The organism is Vibrio sp. 1978 (assembly GCF_033344345.1).
Map to the genome: position 1 here is coordinate 134,489 of NZ_JAWPOP010000001.1, position 25,324 is coordinate 159,812.

Annotated in this window: 19 protein-coding genes and 1 pseudogene; 7 read left to right on the top strand and 13 right to left on the bottom strand. The window is 46.8% G+C overall.

Annotated features, from left to right (window positions below; genetic code table 11):
• Positions 1 to 13: 13 nt before the first annotated feature.
• Positions 14 to 1,099, top strand: coding sequence for an OmpP1/FadL family transporter (locus R8N49_RS00600; RefSeq protein ID WP_186585165.1), 1,086 nt, complete (start codon positions 14 to 16; stop codon positions 1,097 to 1,099).
• Positions 1,100 to 1,275: 176 nt separating this feature from the next.
• Positions 1,276 to 2,073, top strand: a complete 798-nt coding sequence (locus R8N49_RS00605; protein ID WP_186585167.1) for a hypothetical protein — start codon at positions 1,276 to 1,278, stop codon at positions 2,071 to 2,073.
• Between the two features lie 47 nt (positions 2,074 to 2,120).
• On the opposite strand, the gene speG is transcribed toward R8N49_RS00605, so the two are convergent.
• Positions 2,121 to 2,660, bottom strand: coding sequence for a spermidine N1-acetyltransferase (gene speG / locus R8N49_RS00610; protein WP_005375417.1), 540 nt, complete (start codon positions 2,658 to 2,660; stop codon positions 2,121 to 2,123).
• Positions 2,661 to 2,906: 246 nt separating this feature from the next.
• Between speG and R8N49_RS00615 the strand changes: the two genes are divergently transcribed.
• Positions 2,907 to 3,059, top strand: a complete 153-nt coding sequence (locus tag R8N49_RS00615; RefSeq protein WP_005375418.1) for a hypothetical protein — start codon at positions 2,907 to 2,909, stop codon at positions 3,057 to 3,059.
• Positions 3,060 to 3,171: 112 nt separating this feature from the next.
• Here the strand turns inward: R8N49_RS00615 and R8N49_RS00620 are convergent, their stop codons facing one another.
• The 7 genes from R8N49_RS00620 to R8N49_RS00650 all read right to left on the bottom strand — a co-directional run bounded on the left by R8N49_RS00620 (position 3,172) and on the right by R8N49_RS00650 (position 13,309).
• On the bottom strand, positions 3,172 to 4,221 hold the full coding sequence (locus R8N49_RS00620) for a sensor domain-containing diguanylate cyclase (RefSeq protein ID WP_021707655.1): 1,050 nt from the start codon (positions 4,219 to 4,221) through the stop codon (positions 3,172 to 3,174).
• A gap of 282 nt (positions 4,222 to 4,503) precedes the next feature.
• Positions 4,504 to 5,355, bottom strand: coding sequence for a carbenicillin-hydrolyzing class A beta-lactamase CARB-42 (locus R8N49_RS00625; protein ID WP_005375420.1), 852 nt, complete (start codon positions 5,353 to 5,355; stop codon positions 4,504 to 4,506).
• Positions 5,356 to 5,681: 326 nt separating this feature from the next.
• Positions 5,682 to 6,248 carry a copper-resistant cuproprotein CopI gene (gene copI, locus R8N49_RS00630; RefSeq protein WP_064376773.1) on the bottom strand — a complete coding sequence of 189 codons (567 nt, stop codon included), beginning with the start codon at positions 6,246 to 6,248 and terminating at the stop codon, positions 5,682 to 5,684.
• A 76-nt stretch (positions 6,249 to 6,324) separates the two neighbouring features.
• The gene (locus tag R8N49_RS00635) at positions 6,325 to 9,492 is read right to left on the bottom strand and encodes an efflux RND transporter permease subunit (RefSeq protein ID WP_186585169.1); all 3,168 of its coding nucleotides are present in this window, start codon (positions 9,490 to 9,492) and stop codon (positions 6,325 to 6,327) included.
• A gap of 2 nt (positions 9,493 to 9,494) precedes the next feature.
• Entirely contained in the window at positions 9,495 to 11,213 is a 1,719-nt protein-coding gene (locus tag R8N49_RS00640; protein ID WP_186585171.1) for an efflux RND transporter periplasmic adaptor subunit, read from the bottom strand.
• A 146-nt stretch (positions 11,214 to 11,359) separates the two neighbouring features.
• The gene (locus R8N49_RS00645) at positions 11,360 to 12,751 is read right to left on the bottom strand and encodes a TolC family protein (protein WP_186585173.1); all 1,392 of its coding nucleotides are present in this window, start codon (positions 12,749 to 12,751) and stop codon (positions 11,360 to 11,362) included.
• A 135-nt stretch (positions 12,752 to 12,886) separates the two neighbouring features.
• The gene (locus tag R8N49_RS00650; protein ID WP_017635236.1) at positions 12,887 to 13,309 is read right to left on the bottom strand and encodes a hypothetical protein; all 423 of its coding nucleotides are present in this window, start codon (positions 13,307 to 13,309) and stop codon (positions 12,887 to 12,889) included.
• A gap of 315 nt (positions 13,310 to 13,624) precedes the next feature.
• Between R8N49_RS00650 and fdhF the strand changes: the two are divergent.
• Positions 13,625 to 17,852 (top strand): annotated as a pseudogene (gene fdhF / locus R8N49_RS00655) (formate dehydrogenase subunit alpha).
• Positions 17,853 to 18,229: 377 nt separating this feature from the next.
• The gene (locus tag R8N49_RS00660; RefSeq protein ID WP_005375433.1) at positions 18,230 to 18,601 is read left to right on the top strand and encodes a hypothetical protein; all 372 of its coding nucleotides are present in this window, start codon (positions 18,230 to 18,232) and stop codon (positions 18,599 to 18,601) included.
• A 109-nt stretch (positions 18,602 to 18,710) separates the two neighbouring features.
• Here R8N49_RS00660 and R8N49_RS00665 read toward each other — a convergent pair whose 3' ends face one another.
• The 4 genes from R8N49_RS00665 to R8N49_RS00680 all read right to left on the bottom strand — a co-directional run bounded on the left by R8N49_RS00665 (position 18,711) and on the right by R8N49_RS00680 (position 22,688).
• Positions 18,711 to 19,808, bottom strand: coding sequence for an ABC transporter permease (locus R8N49_RS00665; RefSeq protein ID WP_017635233.1), 1,098 nt, complete (start codon positions 19,806 to 19,808; stop codon positions 18,711 to 18,713).
• Complete coding sequence (locus R8N49_RS00670; protein WP_047101669.1) at positions 19,808 to 20,734, bottom strand: ABC transporter ATP-binding protein; 927 nt, start codon at positions 20,732 to 20,734, stop codon at positions 19,808 to 19,810. The genes R8N49_RS00665 and R8N49_RS00670 overlap by 1 nt, the downstream gene beginning before the upstream one ends.
• Before the next feature lie 4 nt (positions 20,735 to 20,738).
• Complete coding sequence (locus tag R8N49_RS00675; protein WP_005385136.1) at positions 20,739 to 21,689, bottom strand: HlyD family secretion protein; 951 nt, start codon at positions 21,687 to 21,689, stop codon at positions 20,739 to 20,741.
• 207 nt (positions 21,690 to 21,896) lie between these two features.
• Positions 21,897 to 22,688, bottom strand: a complete 792-nt coding sequence (locus R8N49_RS00680; protein WP_186585177.1) for a PhzF family phenazine biosynthesis protein — start codon at positions 22,686 to 22,688, stop codon at positions 21,897 to 21,899.
• 187 nt (positions 22,689 to 22,875) lie between these two features.
• On the opposite strand from R8N49_RS00680, the gene R8N49_RS00685 reads away from it, so the two are divergent.
• Together R8N49_RS00685 and R8N49_RS00690 are read left to right on the top strand one after the other, a co-directional pair.
• Complete coding sequence (locus tag R8N49_RS00685; protein WP_047101665.1) at positions 22,876 to 23,409, top strand: YbhB/YbcL family Raf kinase inhibitor-like protein; 534 nt, start codon at positions 22,876 to 22,878, stop codon at positions 23,407 to 23,409.
• A gap of 19 nt (positions 23,410 to 23,428) precedes the next feature.
• A complete protein-coding gene (locus tag R8N49_RS00690; protein ID WP_170890025.1) occupies positions 23,429 to 24,208 on the top strand; it encodes a helix-turn-helix domain-containing protein in 780 nt (259 codons plus the stop codon).
• Positions 24,209 to 24,244: 36 nt separating this feature from the next.
• On the opposite strand, the gene arsB is transcribed toward R8N49_RS00690, so the two are convergent.
• Entirely contained in the window at positions 24,245 to 25,300 is a 1,056-nt protein-coding gene (gene arsB / locus R8N49_RS00695; protein WP_005385145.1) for an ACR3 family arsenite efflux transporter, read from the bottom strand.
• Between the last annotated feature and the right edge of the window lie 24 nt (positions 25,301 to 25,324).

Sequence of the window (25,324 nt, forward strand, 5' to 3'; positions counted from 1 at the left end):
AATAGGTTTTAACATGAAAAATCTTTCAAAAATCGTCGTAGCGAGTTCTCTACTGACTTGTGCTGCTGCGCAAGCGGGTGGGTTATACCTTTACGAAACAACAGCATCGGATATTGGTTTGGCATCCGCTGGTATGGCGGCTCGTGCGCAAGATGCCTCAGTAATGGCAGCAAACCCGGCTGGTCTGGCGAATATTTCTGGTAAATCTTTCTCTGGTAACCTGATTGGCCTTTACGGTGACGCGCAACTAGACACGATGACTGGCGATGCGGGCAACGTGATTGGTTTTGTTCCTATGGCGTCGGCATTTTACAGCCAACAAGTGAACGACAAATGGACGCTGGGTATTGGTCTGTATGGCAATTACGGCCTTGGCCTCGAGTACGAAGGTCTTTTGAATAATCATTTAGATATTCCTACAGCAACGACGCAAGCCTTGACCATTCAACCTTCCGCTTCTTACCGCATCAATGATCACTGGTCTGTGGGTGCGGCGCTTGGCATTCAGTACGGTATGTATGAAGTAGAAACGAAGGGAGCCTTGAACTTCAATGACGAAGACCAAGACACACAGGTTAACGGCCGAGTAGGTGTGCTTTATGAGGCAACACCAGGTACGCGTCTTGGCCTGTCTTACTCTTCTGAAACCGAATTTGAATTCGACAATAGTAACTCCATTGCTCCACAACAACTGATCTTCAGTGCTTACCATGAAGTGAATGATGACCTAGCGGTGATGTGGAACGTGAACTGGCAAGACTGGAGCGAATACACAACCACGCTGGGCGTAGAGACACAAGACACTTACCAAATCGCATTGGGTACTCAGTACAAACTGAATGAAAAAATGATGTGGAATGCAGGTTTTGCATTCGATACCAGCATGTATGAAAGCCAATCAAACGGTGACATTACCGTTCCTACTGGCAAGGCGTACCGCATTGGTACAGGCATTGATTACAAATTGGATTCAGAAAACTCAATTGGTTTCGCGTTTGAAGCGATCTTGATGGAATCGTCAGAAACGCCACGCTTCCAAGCGGGCTTTGATGAGCCTGCACTGTACTTCATGAGCATGAGCTACAACTGGAAAAACTAATCATTCCTAATCGCTAAAACGCCTTCCTTACAGGCCATTCTACCCTAACTACCTGCACTGGATGCTGTCACGCCATCTAAGGTAGTTAGGGCGCTTTTGTCACATCCAGTGAGTGATGATTCAAAAAATATCTGCGCAGCTAAGTGCGGGTATTCAACATCTCAAAGGACTGAAAAATGAAAAATAAACTAGCGTTAGTGTGTATAACTTTGTTGGTCAGTACGCTGGCTCATGGTGCCGAGCATCGAGTAAAAGACAATAAAAACAAGTTGGCGGATGACCCAACAAAAGTCATCACGAAATTTGGCGCGTCGTACGCAAACAACTACGATTTTGATGATCAAAACATCTCATTCTCGGGCTCACTTGCGCTTGACCAAGCGCGCAAAATCAACCTGCGTATCAATGATGATGCGAGCGAGTGGCGTATTGGTGGCTCGTGGTTGTTTCCGGTCGGTATCGTGAACTTCAACTTCGGTAAAAATGAATACGTAAACGGCGCGGATCAAACCAACTACAGCGTTGGTACCTTTATGCCGCTAAGTTATTTCGGGATTGAGCCAGCAGGCTTCCAAATTTTCCCAATGGCAGGCTATACGTACAACACTGGTGATGTTCCTGTTTGTGACGGTGCAGAAAGTAGTCTCTGTAGCGAGCCTAACTTTACGGGTACGCCAAGTGCAGAGAATGGCTTCAATATGATGAGCTCTTCAGGCAGTAGCGGTTACGTTGGTGCATTTGCGCTGAAATCGTTTACCAAAGAGCTGACGTTAATCAGCTTTGCAGCAGGCACTTACGGCTCAGAAAACAGTGAAGGAGAGAACTACAAAGGCTTCTTTGGTGGTATTGGTCTTGGTTACCTCGTGAGCAAACGCCACTCTTTTAACGTAATGACGTTTGGCATGGACAACAACACCTATTTGGATGAAGCAGACAAGCGCATCGTATTATCATATCAATATCAATTTGAATAAATAAAAACGCAGCCCAAATAGCTGCGTTTTTACTTTGATAGAATGAACTAGTGAATTGAGTTGTTTTCTTCGATCTTTTTCTGGTACTGGTGTTTTAATATATACATGCGCTTAACATCGCTGTAAGCGCCGTTAATAAAGTATTCTTCTACAAGGTGACCTTCTTCGATAAAGCCGCACTTTTTGTATAAGTGAATAGCGACTTCGTTATCCACTGCGACTAATAAGTAGATTTTACGTAGATTAAGAATTGAGAATGAGTAATCTAACGCACGATTAATCATCTCTGTCGCATAACCTCGGCCTTGATGCTCTGGGGCGATGATTATCTGAAATTCCGCGCTGCGGTGAATGTAGTTAATCTCGATCAGCTCAACTAAGCCAATTACGATGCCGTCTTCATCTTCGACGACAAAACGCCTTTCAGCGTCATCATGTATATGTTTTCGATAAAGTTCTTCGAGCTCGTCATAAGACTCGTAAGGTTCTTCGAACCAGTAGGCCATGATATTTCGGTTGTTATTCAGTTCATGAATAAAGCGCAAATCAGAACGCTCTAATGCACGCATTTTTAGGCCTTTCTTCATCATTTTTCTCCAATGAGGGCGGAGAATACCTCCGCACTTGATGCTAGAAAATATTACCGTATTTCACAAGAATAGCGCATCTTTTTTTGGAAAATATCCTGTGATTTTCAATGTGGAAACTTAGAGTTCACGACAAATATAAATTAATCTTTACGATAAAAAACTCGATTAGGTGCTTTGCCTAATATCGTATTAAATACCGCGCAACGACTTGGTGTCTTAATCTAAACAAACAAGGTATTCAATATGTTTTCAATCGGTGACGTAGTAGTAGCGACTAAAGGTATCGATCTTGGCGAAATGGTTGTTACAGGTTTAAGCAGTGGCGGTTTTTACACACATGTAAAAGCAGGCGAAAAAACACTAACTTACCCAGCTAAAGATCTTAAGAAAGCATAATTAAATTTGCTCATTCTTATTTTTAACTGGCTTAAAGTTCGTATTAGTTATTTTAAGCGGGTTAGAATCGATAAAAGGTAGCGCAATGAGTCGCTACCTTTTTTTATTTTTTCTACCTTTCTTCACCAATATGAAACTCAACGCGATTTCTTCCAGTTTCTTTTGCCTTGTAAAGTGCTAAGTCGGCGCGTTTAACTAATGGTTCAAATGAGTCGTCGAGACGACAGACTTGAGTTACCCCAATACTCGCGGTGAAGCTCATATCACAACCTGAATGTTGAACGGTCGTCGTTTCTAGTGCATTACGAATCGTTTCTAATGTGTCTAGAGCTTGCTGTGATGAGCGACTTCTTAATACGATGGCAAACTCTTCACCGCCAACTCTGGCAAGTAAGTCACAATCAAGTAGATGACTTTTAATAGTATTAACTGCATGGATCAGTGATTTATCGCCTGCGTCATGACCAAATCGGTCATTGAGGCTTTTAAAATTGTCGAGATCTAAAATAGCAACATGGAAGTCAATGCCCTGGGTTCGGTATTCATTTAGGCGGCTTTCGATTTGTCGCATGAACTCTCTGCGGTTTGGAATACCTGTTAGATCATCCGTCGTGGCGAGGTGCTCCATCTTCATAATCTGTATATGAAGGGCAATGTTTAAAGCAATCCAATTAGCGATGCACTGAAGCTGTGCCGCTTGTTCGTTTGTGTAAATGTGCGTTTGATGATGCGCAACATTAAGCGTTCCTAGGCAGACTTTACCGTGCATTAAAGGCGCGTCCATACACGTACCCATACCATTGGATGCGAGCATCATACAATCGATCTCATCAGATTGCGTAACATCATCGCAGATCATCAGTTGTTGCTTTTTGAACACTCGGCCAACAAACGCTTGATGAATGGGCACTAAAAATTCAGCGGGAATCGCTTTACTACCAGAGAAAGAGTAGACCTTTAGATGATCATTGTTTTCATAAAGTGTGATACTCGCACGGTCAGAATTAAATATACGATTTATCCATTCTGCCACCGTATCAAGTACTTGCTGTAGTGTTTCCGATTGAGCTAAAAAGTGAACAAACCCTATCGGCATACATATCGGACTTTCCATGTTTTGCATCGATAAGTCATCAGGGTTAAAAGTTCTTTCAAGTCTCAATAGACATCTCCTTGGCAATGTTGCAAATACCAACAATAAATTACGTGAAGCTATTTTGTAGAAAATGTGCTTCTTGGTAAGAGTATGGTTTAATTATCGCCGTTTGTGTGCATTTGGTTGCTTAATGTGGGCGTTAACTCACCCTAAATAAGTAAATCTTATACCTATTTATAAGTAAGTCATTACTCAATAAGTGGTGTTTTTAAGATGGAAGTACAGAATGAGCCCTTCTGGAAGAGAAGGGCTAGAAAAGGATACAAATGGGGTCAGGTGAGTAGAGACTTAATTGTCTTTGTACTTTTGTAAAATCAACTGACTTATCTGCGCAACGAGCTGGTCCCTAGCTTGAAGTGAGAGCTCGGTTTCTGTGACATAAATACTAATGTAAACAGGTCGATGATTTTCCTTCCATATAATCGCGTTAATGCCACGCGAACCATGACCACCCGCACCAGAACGGTCTGCAATAGACCAACCTGTTGGTAATACAGAACGCATTAACGAGTCTGAAACTTTGTTGTCCTGCATCCAGATTTTTAATTGTACACGAGACTCATAAGACAACGTTTCGCCTTCGACCAAAGTTCGAAGAGTGTTTAGTATGGCGTTAGGTGTGGTTGTGTCGCGGCTGTCGCCTGGTGTGGCTTCGTTCAAGCGAGGTTCTATTCTGTCTAGGCGCGTTGCTTTATCTCCAATTGTTCGCAGAAACATTGTTACGGCTTTAGGGCCGCCAATTTCATTTAATACCAAGTTGGCTGCAGTATTATCACTCATTAACATAGCGGCTTCACACGCGTGCTCTATGCGTGTGTTTTGGCCTGCGAGCTTATCCATCACTGGAGACCATACAACGATACTGCGCTCATCGACTTTTGCGGTCGCATTCTTACTTAGCTTACCGCTGTCCATATCACTTAGCATTTTGGCACAAGCTAGGGTTTTGAATGTGCTCATGAGTGGGAAGCGTTCATCGCCACGGTAGTCCCAACGCTCGTCTGCTTGGGTATCCCAAACTGACACCCCAATTCTGCTTGAGGTTTGTTGCTCGAGGAGAGAAATGTCCTCATTCAGTTGGGACGCGTAACTTAGGGTTGAGCAAACCATTAGCCCAGCCAACAAAAATAACTTTTTCATGGATCGTGTTCTTCAATTTTAGTTTTAGTTCGCACCGTAGCGATGTCACGTAAACTATAACGAGCCAATACTCTAAACACTGTTAAATCTATGTCTATTTTATGTAGGATTCTTTGCAATACGCTAATACGGTCTCAATATGAGGAGAAGAGTGTTGCTATCAAGGCCCGTAGTTTGGCTTATATATTACGTCGGTGATTCGGTCATAAAAATATCTTAGCGTGAGACACTGGCTCAGAATTTCTTATCATGAGCTAACGAATAGTTTGATCCAGAGAAATAAAAGGAGCTGAATCATCAGCTCCTTTGTCTAGTTGGATAATTACTTACAGTTCAATCTTTTTAACCATGCCCGATTCTGCATGGCCCGGAATGTTGCACGCGAACTCAACCTTGTTGTCACCGTGGAAGTGCCACAGTAATTGCTTCGCTTTACCTGGTTCTACCGTAACTGCGTTGCCTGAGTCATGCATGTGATCGCCACTCATTGTCTTCATCATTTCGCGATGTTCTAGCTGCTCTTTAGCCGAACCAATCGTAAACTCGTGGTTGATCTTACCGGTGTTCATGACCACAAATTGCACCACATCGTTTGGCTCAATTTTAACGTCTTTTTTGAACTTGATGGTCATGTCATCACCCAAGATAACGTGTACCACCTTGTCTGGCTTTGCCCCTTTTGCTGGCATACCAACTGCCGACATGCCCGGCATATCCATCATGTTTGAATGGTCCATTTTACTGTGGTCCATCTTCATGCTGCCGTGGTCCATATTTTCATGCTTCATGTTGCTATGATCCATGTTCGCGTGGTCCATGTTTGAATGATCCACTTGGGCAAACGCAGTCGTTGTTGTTAGGGCTAGAGCAAGAGTGATTAGTGTCTTTTTCATTTTTATATCCTTGTTTTAATTCATTATTAACTTGGTTGCTTCCCCTCAAACGGCATGTTTGAGAGGAAGGTAGGGGTTAAGCCTTGTTGTTTACATCACTAGCTTGGTGATTAGTTGCATTGCTTTGGCGCAACTCACGTTGTTTCCACAGCTTGAAGATGGCTGGAAGCACCAACAGCGTCAGCAGCAGTGCTGATGCCATACCACCAATCATTGGTGCGGCGATACGTTGCATTACTTCTGATCCTGTCCCTTCGCCGTACATGATCGGAATCAGACCAATAATGACCGTCAGTACCGTCATCATTACTGGGCGAACACGTAGGCCTGCACCTTCACGAATGGCATCAGTTAGGTCTTTCGCCTCAAGCTTCTGTTGGCTCTCTTCTGCATCGAGTTTTTTGTAGTGCCACGCTTGGTTGAGGTAGACGAGCATGATGACCCCAATTTCAACCGCGACGCCTGCTAGGGCAATAAAGCCGACCCCAACGGCAATCGAGAAGTTGTAGTTGAGGATATGCATGAGCCACAAACCACCAACCATAGCGAGTGGTAGGGTAAGCATGATGATCATCACTTCACCGACACGACGGAAGCTGAAGTAAAGCAGCAGCATAATGATGGCGATGGTGATTGGTACCACGACACTCAAGCGATCTTTCGCACGCTCCATGTATTCGTATTGACCAGACCAAGCCAGCGAGTAACCCGCAGGAAGTTCTAGTTGATCGGCCACGACTTGCTGTGCTTCCACTACGTAAGAGCCAAGGTCACGACCATCGATGTCGACAAATACCCAGCCGTTTGGACGCGCGTTTTCTGTCTTGATCATCGGAGGGCCGTCTTCGTAACGAATGTCCGCTACATCAGCCAGCGCAATACGAGCGCCATTTGGTGTCACCAATGGTAGGTTTTGCAGTTTAACCACTGAATCTCGGTAGTCTTGTGGGTAGCGAACGTTGATTGGGTAACGCTCCAAGCCTTCAATGGTTTCACCCACATTCATACCGCCCACCGCAGTGGAGATCACTTGCTGAACGTCTTTGATGCTTAAGCCATAACGCGCTGCGGCACGACGTTTAATGTCGATCGTGACATAACGACCACCTGCTACACGTTCTGCATAAACCGATGCCGTGCCTTGTACGCCGTTAAGAATTGGCTCCAACTGAGAACCGATCTTCTCAATCACTTTCAGATCGGGTCCGGAGATCTTAATGCCGATAGGGGTTTTGATGCCCGTTGCCAACATGTCGATACGCGTTTTGATCGGCATTACCCAAGCGTTAGTAAGACCAGGGAACTGAACCAGCTTGTCGAACTCTTTGCGCAGTGACTCGGTTGTTACCCCTTCACGCCATTGGTCGCGTGGCTTCAACTGAATCACGGTTTCAATCATGGTGAGTGGCGCTGGATCGGTTGCAGTTTCAGCTCGGCCAATCTTGCCCCATACGGTTTTCACTTCTGGAACGGTTTTGATCAGCTTGTTGGTTTGTTGTAGAAGCTCGCGTGCTTTACCAATTGAGATACCCGGATAGGTTGTTGGCATGTACATCAAGTCCCCTTCATCCAGCGGAGGGATGAACTCGCTACCCAGTTTACTGGTTGGGTAGTAAGCCGATGCCATCAGACCTAATGCGATAACAATCATGGTCTTAGGGTATTTTAAGCTGGTGTTCAACAGCGGACGGTACAACGCGACCAAGCCACGGTTAACTGGGTTTTTGTGTTCCGGTAACACCTTACCGCGAATGAAGTAGCCCATAAGAACAGGGACGAGTGTGATTGCCAAACCTGCTGCCGCTGCCATTGCGTAAGTCTTAGTGAACGCAAGCGGCGAGAACATCTTGCCTTCTTGGCCTTCTAAGGCGAACACTGGTACGAAGCTAAGAGTGATGATAAGCAACGAGAAGAACAGCGGTGCGCCGACCTCTTCTGCGGCTTTGCCGATTACTTGCCAGCGGTTCTTGTCGGTCAATGGCGTTCGTTCAATGTGCTTGTGAACGTTTTCAATCATTACGATTGCCCCATCCACCATGGCACCGATGGCAATTGCAATACCACCCAAGGACATGATGTTGGCGTTGATGCCTTGCCAATGCATTACGATAAACGCAGTGAGAATGCCAACCGGTAGGCTCAGAGCTATAACCAACGAAGAACGAATGTGGAATAAGAATAACGCGCACACAATCGCAACGACAATGAACTCTTCTGCAAGCTTCTTCCATAGGTTTTCTACCGCTGAATCGATAAGGGTAGAGCGATCGTAAGTTGCAACAATTTCCACGCCTTCTGGCAGGCTGCGTTGTAGGTCTGCGAGTTTGTCTTTGACTTTCGCAATCACTTCACTGGCGTTTTCACCAAAGCGCATCACGATAACGCCACCTACCGCTTCACCTTCGCCATTCAGCTCTGAGATACCACGGCGCATTTGTGGGCCAAGGTTAATGTCTGCGATGTCTCCTAATAGCAACGGCGTGCCTTTCTCGGTGACTTTTAGAGGCAGTGATTTGATGTCTTCAATGCTGGTTAGGTAACCCGTGGTACGAACCATGTGTTCGGCTTCCGCAACTTCGATAACGGACGCGCCGGTTTCTTGGTTACCGTTTTGGATTGCCATGTTCACTTGTTGCAAAGTGAGGTTGTACGCACGCAGTTTGGCAGGATCAATCTGCACTTGATACTGCTTCACCATACCGCCCACGGTAGCGACTTCAGAAACGCCATCAACGGTTTGCAATTCGTATTTCAAGAACCAGTCTTGCAGGCTGCGAAGATCCGCCAAATCATGCTTGCCGGTTTTGTCTTGTAATACGTAGCTGTAAACCCAGCCCACGCCCGTTGCATCAGGACCTAGGGTTGGTTTTGCGTTCGGTGGCAGCTTTGGTGCTACTTGGCTTAAGTACTCCAACACGCGCGAACGTGCCCAGTACATGTCGGTATCATCGTTGAAAATGATATAAACGTAAGAGTCACCAAAGAAGGAGTAACCACGAACTGTCTCAGCACCCGGCACGGCAAGCATGGCGGTGGTGAGTGGGTAAGTGACTTGATCCTCGACGACTTGAGGAGCCTGACCCGGATAGCTTGTCTTGATGATCACTTGCACATCAGAAAGATCCGGAATCGCATCAACAGGCGTATTCTTTACACTGTAAAGTCCGCCTAATACAAGGGCTAAGGTCGCGACCAACACTAGGAATCGGTTGCTCAGTGACCAACGAATAATAGCATTGATCATAATTAACCCTCGACGGCTGTTGTTGCAGGAACTAGCTGTTTAAGAACGTAGTCAGAACCTTGTTTTTCAACTAGAAACCGAACTTTCTGTCCTTCTTCAAAACCCGATAGATCAACGTCTTCACCCACAGAGAAGTTCATCTCGCCTGCATCCCAGTTCCATTCTGCAACCGGTAGGTGGTTTAAGGTGATCATGCCAAAATCAGCCATCAGCATGCTAATGTCACCAGTTAGCCAAACTTCTGCGGCAATGACGCTGTTGTCTGCCTTATACTCGATGATTTGGTACTGACCGGACTCCGTCTTTTGCATTTCAAATTCGATAGCCTGACCTTTTTTCAAGTCACCCATTTCAACGCCATCTGCGAAAGTGAAGTTCATTACCATGCCCGGCCAATCCCATTCTGGTACAGGTTGGTGGTTGATGGTCAGCATGCGGTGATCTTTCATTACGTCTGTGATTTCACCTTTGGCCCATGCTGTTTCTGCCGCTGCTTCTACACCATTGATGCGAGACAGATCCGCCGACTGGCTTGATTCAGAATCGAGCATGAAGTGAGATGAAGTAACGATCTTATCGCCTTGTTTAAGTCCTTGTAATACTTCGATTTGTTCGCCAGCTTCACGGCCAACTTCAATTCGAGCGGAGCGATATTTGCCTTCGCCCTCAGCTAGAACAACGCGAGTCATACCACCAGAGCGGATAACAGATGATTTAGGAATCGTTAACACTGCGTCGTCAGTAACAGGCTGCAAGGCAATATTGGCGAACATGTTTGGCTTCAATGCGCCATCTGGATTAGGGAATTTAAGACGCACACGCAACGTACGTGTTTTCGGATCAAGGATTGGGTACACGTAATCGACAACACCTTGCCATTCATTGCCCGGAATCGCGTCAAGGGTCATCGTGGCTTGAGAACCCGCTTTCATCCAGTGCGCTTGACGCTCAAAGACTTCTGCATCAACCCAAACATTGTCCAAAGGACCTGCACTGATCACCGCTTGAGCAGGGGACAAATAGCCACCTTCACGCACGTTTAAGCTCGCGATAACGCCATCAGCAGGCGCTTTGATTTCAATGGTTTGCGATGCTTTACCACTACGAGTAATGGATTTGATTTGAGCACGGTCAACCCCAAGCGTTACCAAGCGCTCGGTCGCGCCTTTTTCAAGACCTTTGCGGCCAGTGCGGTACGCATTCAGCAATTCTTCTTGTGCTTTAACCAGTTCTGGAGAGTAGAGCGTGAACAGCACATCGCCTTTCTTCACTTTCTCACCCACGGCATTGATGTAGAGTTTTTCTACCCAACCCGCCACACGAACGTTGGTTTGCCATAACAGACTTTCATCAAAGGCAATATAGCCAACCGTTTCGATGCGTGGTGATAGCTGTTGTAGTGTCGCGTTTGCGGTTTTAACCCCGAGGTTGTTCTCTACTGAAGGGTCAATAGTCACTGTACCCGGTGCGTCTTGTTCACCGGATAGGTCTTCTGCGTAAACCGGAATCAAATCCATGCCCATTGGGGACTTACCCGGCTTGTCGCGTTTGTAGTTCGGATCCATTGGGGCAACCCAGTAAAGCGGATCATTAGAGCTTGCAGCAGACTCGCCACCCATCGCACTCATGTCATGAGTTGAGCCCGTAAGAAAATGATTAGCACCAAACCCTAAAGCACCACCAACAATCAGCGCGATGGTTGCAATTTTTAATGTTTTCATTGTTTTACCTTATTTTCCCCTTCACATTTGACGCTACAGCGTTGTTGCCTGCTCTCGTTCACCCAAATCACATAGAGGATCTATGCTCATGGGATTCTCTCGTTTGCCGCCTAACTGCAGCCCCAACTGTCTTGGGGAATCACAAATTAATATGTCGAAATAGAGCGAGCTTCCGGTGAAGCCACTTGGTAGTCGAAACCACCGAGTAGGGTGGCTAAATTGCTGTTTGCGATGTTGAGATCGGTCAGTAGACGTTGTTGCTCTAATTGCAGAGCCAATTCGTCAGTCGTGGCAGAAATCACATCGTTAAACTGCGCTGTGTTGTTTTGATAACCCCGCTCAACGGCTTGAATGCGCGCTTTCGCTTGAGGCAATAAGGTGGATTGATAACGTTCTAAACGCTGGGTTAAGTTGCCGCGATCAACTAGCAAAGTGTTCACCTTGGCATTCATCTGCGTTAGTAAGGTGTCCTTTTGTGATTGTGCCGCGCCAACTTGGTATTGAGCGGCCGCGAGATTACGATCTTGGCGGTCACCCGTAAACAACGGAATGTCCATGGTGAGGTAAGCGCTAACCAAATCAGAGGCGGGCTCACCCATCATGTTGTCGGCTTGGCGGTAGGCGTACATTACTTCGACGCCAAATTGTGGGTTGTAGGCTTGCTCAGCAATTTCCACCTGCGTTTTATTGGCAGAAATGCTGACGTCGGCCATCTTAACCATCGGGTGTTGGCTGAGTTGCTGATAATGCTTGGTGGAACCCTGGCTGGCAGCAAGTTTGCTGTTCAGTGTGTCCCAATTAAGTTGATTGCTCGCGTGCAGAGCCTCTTCGTTCGCCAACCAATCTGACCCCAACCATTCGGAGAGTTGAGAGATAAGACGACGTTGCATTTGTGCATTGGCTTGCAGTTTCTCATCCAACTTGCTGACTTGAAGTTGGGCGTTGAGCAGATCTTGCGCTTCACTCTTACCAATCGAATAGTTGGTTTGAATAAAGCTTTCCATTTCCTTCATCAACTTGCGGTTCTCAAGCATGATTTGCTCCGCGCGTTGCTGGTAACCAAGTTCTAACCAAAGTTGAGTCATGCTGTTGGCTACCTCAAGCTCACGAGCATGGACTTGAAGCCCAAGGCCGTCAGCTTGTTGATTGGCTTTCTTCTGCTGTAAATCAAGCGTAGAGCCACGCTCAAATTGTTGCATTAAACCAACGGAGATGTTGGTCATTGGGTCTTCATCGAATTTGAAGCTGTCGACAGGTAAGCCACCAAAACCCACTTTCAGTTTTGGGTCCATCAAGGTCGCACTCGCGACACCCGTTTCACGCATGGCAGCAGATTGCGCTGAGTATTGCTTACGATTGCCATCGTTACTCAAAGCGACGTTGATCAGTTGGGCAAGCTTGGTCGTTGAATCTCGCTCACTTGATGCGGAATTTTGCGCTGCGTGCGTCTCTTTACCAGCGGCGTTAACCAAGGTTGGCACAGCGACCAGAGCCACCATAAAAATAGGTGCAGCTAAGCGGTATGGTTTGATATCCATAATCTAAATCCAGTGTTCGCCGGATCGATGGAGGTGCGGATTTTATTGCGGGAACAGTAAAGCCTTGTTACCTCATCGTTCAGGCGCATTAAAACAACCTGCGATACACGCGCAGGGTCGAATGCTAGGATGGATTTAGGCTATAGGAGGTCGGTACAGGTCGCGGCTGACGTGTACGACTGGGGAAGCAACTTCAGGAGTAATAGTTGCGCGATAGACGACGGGCATTGGGCTATTGATAGGATTCGGTAGGGGGACGAAAACTATCGTACACGCAGCAGTACAGCAGGTATGAACCATGCCGGAGCCCCCACCACAGTTCATGCTGGTTTCTCTTGCATCGCCATCTTCGGACATAGAAGCGTCAGTCATGGAGACGTCCATCATGCCAGGCATACCGCAGTGTTCGCTGTCACTCATCATAGAAGGATGGTGAGCCATGCCAGTAGACATCATTTGAATATTCATCAACGGCTCACTGTTCGCCACACTAGATACCAATAGTACTAGCGTCGTGAAGAGAGTTAACCAGATTGTATGCAGCGATTTTAAGTGCATACCTTTTCCCATGTGTTTGATGAAAATGATGAAAACCCTTCGATTCTAAAGGTTAACCTAAGGGTAAGGTCAATCATTTATTACTCTTATTATCAAAATAGTCCACCCCTTCAGTTTTCGCACTTTCGAGGGAGTAAAACGTTTGTTAAACACCGAGTGTTGAAAGTTAGCGAAAGAAGCCCTCGCTTTTTATGACACGTGAAAAATGTGGTTTATAAGTTTTACATCACACTAACTTGTCTTACAAATGATTATCCTTATAGAATGCATGGTTTTACTTGTGCAGATTTGGATTTGCTTTGCTGCGGGGGTTGCATGATAGAAATCGTCATCGATGGAAAATATAGAATTGTAGAAGAGGGTCTAACCCTTTTAGAAGCAGCAAAAGTGTGTGGGGTCGAGATCCCATCGCTGTGCGGAATGAACAAAAGTAATGAAAAAGTACCGTGTGACTTGTGTGTAGTTGAAGTCGAAAGTGGCGGTACTAAGCGTGCGTGTGAGCTCGAAGTTTACCGCGGCCTTAATGTGGTCACGCAATCAGAACAATTAAGCGAGCACCGCAGAAAAGCACTCAACCGCATCATGACGGACCATTACGCCGATTGTGAAGCGCCATGTAAAACCGAGTGTCCTGCGGGCGTGGATATCCAATCGTACCTTTATCACATCGCACAGAACGACCATCAAAAAGCGATTGAAGTGATTAAGCGTACGCTGCCTATGCCGTTATCGATTGGCCGCGTATGCCCTGCATTTTGTGAGAGCGAATGTCGCCGTTCGCTAGTCGATGAGCCAATCGCAATTCGTCAGCTAAAACGTCATGCCGCGGATGCAGATCTGTCTGCGCATGAAGCCTATGTGCCAGAAAAGAAACCAATTAAAGGGTTGAACATTGCCGTCGTCGGCAGTGGCCCTGGTGGTCTAACGGCTGGCTATTACTTATCGAACGAAGGCTACGACGTTACGGTTTTTGAATCCATGCCAAAAGCGGGCGGTTGGTTGCGTTATGGCATCCCAGAATACCGTTTGCCAAAAGACATTCTCGATAAAGAAATCGAACTGATGTGCCGTAATGGCATGCAAGTGCACACTAATCAAAAGCTGGGTGTGGATTTCACGCTTTCTCAATTGAGCGAAGAATACGACGCAGTGTGTTTGGCGGTCGGTGCGTCTCAAGCGGTTGAAATGCATTACACAGGCAGCGACCTTGAAGGTTGCTACTTAGGCGTTGATTACCTTAAAGATTACGTGACTGAGCAAAATTACGTTACGGGTCAGAAAGTCGCGGTGATCGGTGGTGGTAACACGGCAATTGACTGTGCTCGTACTGCGCGTCGTGCTGGTGCAGACACCACGTTGATTTATCGTCGTACCCGTGACGAAATGCCGGCAGAAGACTACGAGATTGTCGAAGCGGAACACGAAGGGGTGAAATTCCACTTCTTGACCAACCCTGCAGAAAACCTTGCCGATGAAACCGGACGCGTGAATGCGATTCGTCTAGAGCGCATGGCGTTGGGTGAGCCGGATGCATCTGGTCGTCGCAGCCCTAAACCAACTGGCGAGTTCTTTACCGAAGAGTTCGACACCGTGATTGCGGCAGTATCGCAAAAGCCAGATCTGAGCTTCCTCGAAGGCGAAGATTTGTCGATTCCACTTACGCGCTGGAATACTTCTGATGCAGATGAAAAGACCATGCACACTGGCACGGGCAACATCTTCAGTATTGGTGATTTCCGCCGCGGTCCTGCAACGGCAGTTGAAGCGGTGGGTGATGGTCGCGTTGCGGCAAAAGCCATTGACCTGTTTTTGAATGGCGATATGGCGGATATGCCAAAGGCGGCGTTCAACTCGCGCAAAGAGAAGAAACTCTCTCAAGTCGATCCGCTTCACTTCGAGAATATCCAAAAAGTCGCTCGCTCTATCATGCCAGAGCTGACTCCAACACAACGCGAGCAAAGCTTCGCTGAAGTGGAGTTGGGCTTTGATAACGAAGAAGCAATGAAGGAAGCCGCGCGCTGCCTTGAATGTGGCTGTCAGGCCAATACCGATTGTGCGCTACGTGACTACTCCACCGAATATGAAGCCGAGCAGAGCTTTGACTTCTCCTTGCAGATTAAATCGCATCAAGATTGGTTAGATCTTCGTGCGAAAGACTTGCGTCATAAGTACGAAGTTGACCGCAGCTCTGAGTTTATTGAGTTTGATGCTAACCGCTGTATTAGCTGTGGTCAGTGTATCCAAGCGTGTCGCGACAAAGCCGTGCACGGTGTACTGAACTTTGTGTGCGATAAACAAGGTCGTCCCGCATTACGTCCTGATGATCGTCCACACTTTGGAAGTAACAAGAATGGCTTAACCCTAATGGGCGATTCGAACTGCGTGCAATGTGGCGCGTGCGTTCAAGTGTGTCCAACGGGTGCGATGGTCGATAGTCGTGACCGTTCGCAAGGTCGTACTGAAGATCTGAAAGCGGTCGACACCATTTGTACATACTGTGGTGTGGGCTGTAAGTTGACTATGTTCGTGGACGAAGCAACCAATACGATTCGTTACGTGAAAGGCGGTGAATCAAGGCATGCTGTGTGTGAAAGGGCGCTTTGGTTTTGACTTCATTGGCAGTGAAGAGCGTCTTACCACGCCATTGATTCGTAAAGACGGTTGGTTGCAGCCTGCAAGTTGGGAAGAGGCGATTCAACTGATTGCAAGTAAGTTCTCTGGCATCAAGCAAGATTTTGGCAGCAACGCATTAGCGGGTTTCTCTTCAGCGAAAACCACCAACGAAGACAACTACGCGTTCCAAAAATTTGTCCGTCGTGAACTGGGCACCAATAACGTCGACCACTGTGCGCGTTTGTGCCACGCATCGAGTGTAACCGGTCTTGAGGCGTCACTGGGTAGTGGTGCAATGACCAACGACATTCCAAGCATTAAGCACTCGGATGTGATCTTTATTATTGGTTCGGATACCACATCGGCGCACCCGATCATCGCTTCACACATCAAACAAGCAATTCGTCACCACGGCGCTCGTTTGATTGTGGCTGACCCGAAACGTGTCGATATGGCAGAGCATGCTGAGTTGTACATGGCGCACCGTCCGGGTACGGATGTGATGCTCCTAAATGGCGTCATGCAGCAGATCATCAAGAACGGTTGGTACGATCAAGAGTACATCGAAGAACGTGTCGACGGCTTTGATACCTTGCTGCAAGAAGTAATGTCGCCAGCTTACAACCTCGATAAAGTGGAGTTGGTTACGGGCGTTAAAGCTGAAGACATTCAAGCAATGGCGCGTATGATTGGCACGGCAGATCGTACCGCTGTTTACTACTCAATGGGTATTACTCAGCACACGACAGGTCATGACAACGTGCGTTCTATCGCTAACCTGCAATTGCTGTGTGGCAACATCGGTATTGAAGGTGGTGGTATCAACCCGCTACGTGGTCAATCAAACGTGCAAGGCGCGTGTGATATGGGCGCGTTGCCAAACAGTTTCCCGGGCTACCAAAAGGTATACAACCCAATTGTGCGTCAGAAGTTTGCGATTGAATGGAACGCACCAAATCTGCCTTCTGAGCAAGGTCTAACCCTGACAGAAATCATTGATGCGGCTTGCCATCGTGACGTTCGTGGTATGTACATCATGGGTGAGAACCCAGTGTTGAGTGACCCGAACCAAGCGCATGTGATTGAAGGTTTAGAAACGCTCGACTTCTTGGTGGTTCAAGACATCTTCCTAACGGAGACTGCACAATACGCGGATGTGGTTCTGCCTTCTTGCTCGTTTGCTGAGAAAGCGGGTCACTTCACCAATACGGAGCGTCGTGTTCAACGCGTGAATCCGGTCGTAACGGCACCGGGTGAAGCGAAAGAAGATTGGTGGATTATCCAAGAGATCGCCAATGCAATGGGCAGTGATTGGGATTACCACTGCGTGTCTGATATCACTAATGAAATCGCACGAGTGACACCTCAATACGCGGGTCTTCGTTGGGATGCCATTACGCCAAACGGTGTGCAATGGCCGAGCAACAAGAACAACCCTGCGGGTACTCGCATCATGCACCAAACCCAGTTTACTCGTGGTAAAGGGCAAATGGTGGGTGTACCGTTCCGTTATGCGGCTGAGCTGCCAGATGAAGAGTACCCACTTGTGTTAACGACGGGTCGCGTACTTGAGCAGTTCCATACTGGAACCATGACGCGCAAAACCAAAGGGTTGGATAATCTTGCTGGCCCTCGTGCGATGGTGAGCGTGGAAGACGCAGAAGCGTTAGGTATCAGTAATGGTCAGCGTCTGACGGTATCTACACGTCGCGGGAGCATTGAGATTGATGCCTTTGTGACTAAGCGTATTCAAAAAGGAGTGGTGTTCATTCCATTCCACTTTGTTGAATCGCCAGTCAACCGTCTAACGACAACAGCGACTGATCCGCATGCGAAGATCCCTGAGTTCAAGGTCGCTGCGGTTAAAGTGGAAGTGAGCGAAAAGACAACGCAGACAGAGTCTCTCGAAGATAGTTACCAACACGTTTAAATTCGGCGAGTCACGTTGTTGTGGGCACTGACAATTTGAGCCTAGTTGATGGGCGGATAATCTACTCTTGATTTCCGCTCTCACTACATTCACTCGGATTGTCTTTTTCTTCAAACTCCTTTTACTTTTCTGTTATCACCGCGCTCCGGTTAGTTTTCCTTTCTTACTTCTTACTTCTTACTTCTTACTGTCTCTATGGCGTATTTTTGTTCAAGCCCATGATGAGAGTGCAATAAAGTTTGTTGTTGAGCTTGTCATAGAATTGACTGTCTCTGACTGTCCTCTGTTATTTGGGCAAGTTCTATAACCTAAACTTTGCTCGCTTCCTATACTGAATTAACGAAGCAAGATTTTTATAACAACAAGAGGAAGCTTGTATGACAAGAACAACCTCATTTGCACTCGTTTTATTACTTATGTGCGCATACTTTGGTTACAACCGTTATTATGTATACCCCCAGCAGTTGGAAACACAGGCGAAGTCCATGCTAATACAAATGGCAAATCGCGAAGAGTGGGTAGATGTGTTTGAGATGATGAATCGCGTAGACGCGCATAAGGGCCATTTGGAACTTGTTGCTGACGTGACATCCTCTGATGGTCAGCGTGCGTACAGTGAAGGTATTATCACGTACACGGATCGCGAAGGCGTTGTCTGTAAACAGGTAGTGTTCAACTTTAAAATAAACTCTTTGAAAAACTACAATATTTCCGATTTACGAGATTGTTCCTACGGTGAGTACTATTAATATTGTCTGAGAGTTGAGCTCGATAGCACAGTGTATGAATACACAAACAAAAAATAGCCCTTCGTTGGGGCTATTTTTGTTTTTAAGGAATGAACGCAATATCGTGGGATTAGTCGAGTGATTTTTTGAAGCGAAATGAAGCGACAATAAGGCCGATAACAGTGAATCCAAGTAACCAGACTGTATCTCGCCATAGCTCCATTAAATCTGCACCACGCAACACCACACCACGAATAATGCGCATAAAGTGAGTGGCAGGCAGGGCTTCTGAGATCCATTGTGCCGCGACGGGCATTCCTTCATAAGGGAACATAAATCCGGACAGAAGAATCGATGGCAAAAGAATAAACACCGTCATCTGCATGGCCTGAAGCTGTGTCGTCGCAATGGTGGATATCACCAAACCTAAGGTTAAACTCGCGGCGATAAACAGCAGCGTGCCAAACAGTATCTGACTAATGGCGCCGTTTATTGGCACGCCAAATATCCAGTGCCCCAATCCTAAAATGATAAACACCTGAATCAGACCAACAAAGATATACGGAATGATCTTCGCCACCATGAGTTCGATGGAGTGAATTGGCGTAGTAATCAGTAACTCTAAATTGCCGCGTTCTCGTTCTCGAACAATGGCTGCACTGGTGAACAAGATCATCGTCATGGTCAGAATCACGCCCAATAAACCAGGGACAATGTTCACCGCCGAGCGCCGACTCGGGTTGTAATACAGCGCAACTTCAAAGGTTTTGGTTGGGGCAGGGCGTATCTCAAAATCAAAATCCGTTAACGGCATGGTTTGTAGCGAGAGAATCGCAGAGCTGATCATGGTGTCTGAACCATCCACAATCCACTGTCCAAGCTCTCGACCTTGCACCATACGTTGGGTTAGGTCGCTAGGTAGAATTAAAGCCGCTCGCACCAAACCGTCTTGAATGGCTTGCTCGGCTTCTGAAGCGGTAGCAAAGGTTTCAACCACATCGACCACTTGCGTTACTTTAACGGACTCGGTAATCACGCGCCCGGCGGTACTGCCACTTTGATCAACGACACCAACGGGGATGTTACGAATATCCGTATTAATAGCGAAGCCGAACAGCAGAAGCTGAATTAGCGGGATCATCACGACCATGCCAAAGGTAATGCGGTCACGTGAAAGCTGACGGATCTCTTTGATCATCACCGCTTTCATACGGGCAATAGATTTCATCATTGGCGGCCTTCCCCCGTCACGCTGACAAACACATCTTCTAAGCTCGGGCGAGCAATGTTCATCTCGCAGCCCTCAAGCTCTGGAAAGGTTTGGGTTAACCATTCGATCGGTTGTTCGATGTGCTGGTGGATTAAAATGCGCAAGCGAATGCCGAGCTGTGCGGCTGAGCGTACCTCTTCGCGCTGAATGACTTTCTCTTTAAGCTCGCGTAAGTTATCCGCTTTGACTTCGACGATGTTAACGCCCATTTGCGCCATGAGCTCTTCTGGCTCACCATCGGCGCGGATTTCCCCGGCTTCCATAATGGCCAGACGATGACAGCGCTCTGCTTCGTCCATGTAGTGCGTTGTGACCAAAATTGTGGTGCCTTGGTCAGAGAGATCAAACAACTGCTCCCAGAAATCGCGTCGGTTCTCTGGGTCAACCGCAGATGTGGGTTCATCGAGAAACAACAGTTCTGGTTTGTGCATGGTGGCTGCGGCGAGAGACAAGCGTTGTTTCTGCCCGCCACTCATTCCGCCGACGCGCTGTTTACGTAGTTGGTCGAGACCGTAGGTGGATAGTTGTTCTTCGATGCGAGCTTTCAGAGCCTTGGTTTCCATACCAAAGATTTGTCCAATAAACTCAAGATTCTCTTGAACCGTCAGGTCATCATATAGGGAGAACTTTTGTGTCATGTAGCCAATCTTGAGGCGCAGAAGCTCAGATTGTTTTGGGATCTCTAGCCCAAGCACGTCCACGTTGCCCTCACTTGGGCTAAGCAAGCCCGTCAGCACACGAATGGTTGTCGATTTACCGCAGCCGTTAGGACCAAGAAAACCATAAATACTGCCTTTGGGCACATTAAGCGTGATGTTGTTGATGGCGGTGAAGTCACCAAACTTCTTCACTACATTTTCAGCTTGAATAGCGTATTCGGTCATTGGCTTACTCCACCAAATCCACTTGCGCTGGTATACCTGAAGGCAAGGATTGTGCTGAGTCTTGAAGGTCGACTTCTGCAAGGTACATCAAACGCGAGCGTTCTTCCTCGGTAAGCGCGAAATAAGGCGTAAATGAAGGTTCAGTCGCAACCCAACGAACGGTGCCGCTATATGGTTGCTCAACGCCATCTACATGCACGTTAACCGTTTTACCCGGCACAAAATCGACTCGGTAGTTGGCTGGAACATAAACGCGAGCGTATGGGACGCGGCTTGCTTGTATTACAGCAACCACGCCATTGACAGGGACGCGTTCGCCAAGGTTAAACGGTAGGTTATCTAACAAGCCATCTCGCGTGGCCGTGATGGTGAGTTCTGCCAGTTTCTGTTCTTGCAGTGCCACATCGGCTTTTGCTGCCATGAGTGCGGCTTTCGCTTGTTCAATATCTTCAGGGCGAGAGCCAGCGGTCAGTTTGCTGAACTCTTCTTGTGAGGAGTCTAGCTCTGCACGGGCAGAATCTCTGGCTGCTAAAGCGGTGTCTTTCTCTGATTGGCTGATGAGTTTTTTGCGAACTAACTCCGCTTTACGTTGGTAGTTCTTTTGCGCTTCAACCAATTGAGCTTCCGCTCTGGCAACACGTGCTTGCGCTGCGGCAATGTCTTCTGGTCGCTCACCATTAGTCAATTTCAAAAGATAGGCGTCAGCCTTGGCTTGTTCGGCTACGGCGTGAGCTAAAACGGCTTCTTGGTTCTTTGTATCGAGCTGAACCAGCACTTCTCCTTCGGTGACTTGGCTGCCTTCCTTGATGGGTAGGGCACGAATTATCTCGCTAGAGGTGGCAGTAAAAGTTACGCGGTCACGTTCTAGTGTGCCAAGGGCTTGCTGTCCGTCATCTTTGGAACAAGCAGTTAAAAGAGTCAGGGCTAGGGTGCCAAGAATGATTCGCTTCATCATGCGACGCTTCCTCTAAGAAGGTGAGCTCGAACTCGTATCAAGCTATAGAAGAGTATGGGACTGCATTCAGTGTAACGTGAGTCAGTTTTGTCCGGCTAGGAAGTTAATTCCTTCAATATTCATCAATTGATTAATTATTGAAACTGGCTTTATCCTGCTGAAGCCGTGCTTTACTTGGCTCTTTTAAGTTGATTACATGAATATCATTTAAACAAAAATCTGGCCTTTCATGTAGAGCACGCCGTCGCCAGATACTCTTACTTGTTCGCCAGTAACTTCACAGTGCAAAATACCTCCGCGCTGAGAAGCTTGGTAAGCGACCAGTGACGTCTTGCCTAATTCTTCTGTCCAGAACGGTGCTAATCCAGCGTGAATCGAGCCAGTTACGGGGTCTTCGTCACCACCATTTGCAGGCCAAAAGTAACGAGATACAAAGTCTTGTTGATCGCCTTTCGCGGTAATGACCACATCGTAAGGAGCGAGTGTCTTGAGGTGCTCTGAACGGTATTGAACCTCAAGTACCTCCTGCTGGTTGCCGACCACCACGAAATACGCTTGAGGGCTAAGCAGTACGCGTTCCACATCGCAACTTAGGCCTTCAATCAATGCCGAGGGAATATCAGAAACGGCTTTTGGAGGACGAGCAGGGAACGTCATCTCGATCTTACCTTGCGCATTCTTCTCTACGGTGAGGGTTCCTACTTCCAGAGTATGAAATTCAATCGTGCCATTAATGCCAAGCTCATCAAACAGCACTAACGACGAGGCCAGTGTGGCGTGTCCACAAAAGTCGATTTCAGTTATAGGAGAGAACCAACGAATCTCATATCGGTTTGCGCCAATGGATTTTAGAAAAGCCGTTTCCGACAAGTTGTTTTCTGTCGCGATATTTTGCATCAATTCTGGGGCTAGCCATTCCTCTAACGGTACCACCGCTGCTGAGTTGCCTTTGAATTGCGTATCGGTGAAGGCGTCCACCACGTAGATATCCAATTCCATTTTCCTTCCTTATTCCGTGAGCGATTAATTAGCATAAACCAAGTGCAATTAAGAGAGTAAGAAGTTTGTGTTAGAATCTTAAAGTGTCAAAATTATAGATTATTTTGTGGTTTTTGATACTTACTGACAAGGGTTCGGACTGCTGGGTATTTAGACTAGTGTTGAATTCATTGAAAGGAAGAAAAACATGAAAGCGATATACAAGTCAGTTTTGGTATTGAGTGTTTTTGCGGTCGGTTCTACCCATGCATTTGAACTCGTGAGTAGAGATATTCAAGAAGGCCACCCGATGGCGAAGACATTTGAATACTCTGGTTGGGGATGTGATGGCGGGAATCAATCACCACAATTGATGTGGAAAGAAGCTCCAAAGGGCACAAAAAGTTTTGCGATCACCGTGTATGACCCCGATGCACCAACAGGCAGTGGTTTTTGGCATTGGATAGCGTTTAATATTCCATCCACCGTTAGCGAGCTGCCTCGAGGCATTGATATGAACAAGTTAGGCGGCAAAGAATCTCGTATTGACTACGGCACAACGGGGTTCGGCGGCGCGTGTCCTCCAAAGAATGATGGGATGCATCGTTACCAGTTTACGGTGTGGGCATTGCCAACTGAAGAACTGAATTTGGATGAAAACACGCCACCAGCCATTGTAGGGTTTACTTTGAATAGTGTTGCTTTGGGTAAAGCGACATTAACCACGACTTACACGCGATAATTGAATATAAGGGGAGAGAATGGGTCACCAATATCAGGTTACGCTGTTTCGTGCGGAGCAGCAGCAGAAGCTTCGTAATGTCAGGGTTCACTCCCCAAGCCTTATTCAGATTGTTAAGGGGAGTAAACATCTTTTCTGGAAAGACGAAGTACTCGACATCCATCATCCAAATATCATGCTTTGTGAAGCAAATGCATCCCTAAATTTTGAAAATCTTCCTCTACAAGGGCGATTTCTTTCTCGAATGTTCAGTTTTCACTGTGTGCCTAGCGATGAAATGTTGGAGCTAAGCATGAGCAACGCATTAGGAAACTATGTACCCGTTGTTGAGATAGATAAAGCATTGCAAGCGACGTTAAATGCTTTGTTTTCGTTTGAGCGGGAAAGCTTAAGTGAAGCGACACAACGCTATTGGATTATGGGTCTATATCAGCAGCTAGCTGAGAGAGGGTTATTGCATCGGTTGTTCTCGAGTTCACATATCTCTTTTAGTCAGAAACTTAGTCGTTACTTATCGCGCTCTCCAGGGGAGGAGCATCCATTAGACATGGTCGCGGGGCACTTTGCTATGAGCCGAGCAACATTGATACGCAAACTGAAACAAGAAGGTACCCAGTATCGTGAAGTATTGGCAGAAGTGCGCCTAAATCACGCACTTTACTTGATGCAAAATGGCTCGTATAACGTTGCGCTGCTAGCACAGTTGTGTGGTTATCAGTCAGAGGGGCGTTTTAGCCAACGCTTTAAAAGTAAGTTCGGCCTAACGCCCAGCGAGTATATTAAAACGGTAGTGAGTTAATGTTTTACCGCTTTTGTATTTTTTGTGCTTTTTAGGTTAGCCATAATATTTGGCCTTCATTCGCAATGCTACATTCACCAAAGCAATCAACACAGGCACTTCGATCAGTGGACCAATGACACCAGCAAAAGCTTGGTCTGAGTTTAGGCCAAACACCGCGATAGAAACCGCAATTGCCAATTCAAAGTTGTTGCCTGTTGCCGTGAAAGCAATCGACGCGTTTTTGTCGTAGTCAATGCCCATTTTCTTACCAACGAAGAAGCTGACAAAGAACATCAACACAAAGTAGATAGCCAGTGGAATTGCTACACGGAATACATCCATTGGCAGTTCAAGAATCATTTCACCTTTCAAGCTGAACATCAGCACGATGGTCGCAAGCAGGGCGATAAGCGTAATTGGTGAAATGCGTGGGATGAATACGTCGTTGTACCATTGTTCACCTTTCGCAGCGACCAGCCATTTGCGGCTTAGGAAGCCCGCTAGGAATGGGATACCAAGGTAAATAAGAACGCTTTCCGCGATGTCCATCATCGAGATATCAACTACGAAACCTTCGTAACCAAAGACTGGTGGCAACACAGTGATAAACAACCATGCCATCACACTGTAAGTTACGATTTGGAAAGCGCTGTTTAATGCAACTAGGGCTGCGCCGTATTCTTTGTTACCACCACCGATATCGTTCCATACCAATACCATGGCAATACAACGAGCAAGACCGATCAGAATGATACCAACCATGTAACCCGGATGATCACCTAGGAAAGTCAATGCAAGGATGAACATTAAAATAGGGCCGACAATCCAGTTCATGACTAAAGACAGCGTGATCGCTTTTTTATCTTTCGTCACTGTACCTAGCAGGTTGTAGTTCACCTTTGCTAGCGGCGGGTACATCATCAAAATCAAACCAATCGCGAGCGGTACGTTCGTGCTGCCGACTGACATTGACTCATTCCACTCAGCAACTTGAGGGAATGCTGCGCCAATACCTACACCGATTGCCATTGCCACAAAAATCCACACCGTTAGGTAACGGTCCAAGAAGCTCATTTTGTCGCTTGCACTATTTAAAACTTGAGTAGTCATAGTGTTCTCTTATTCGTTTATCGT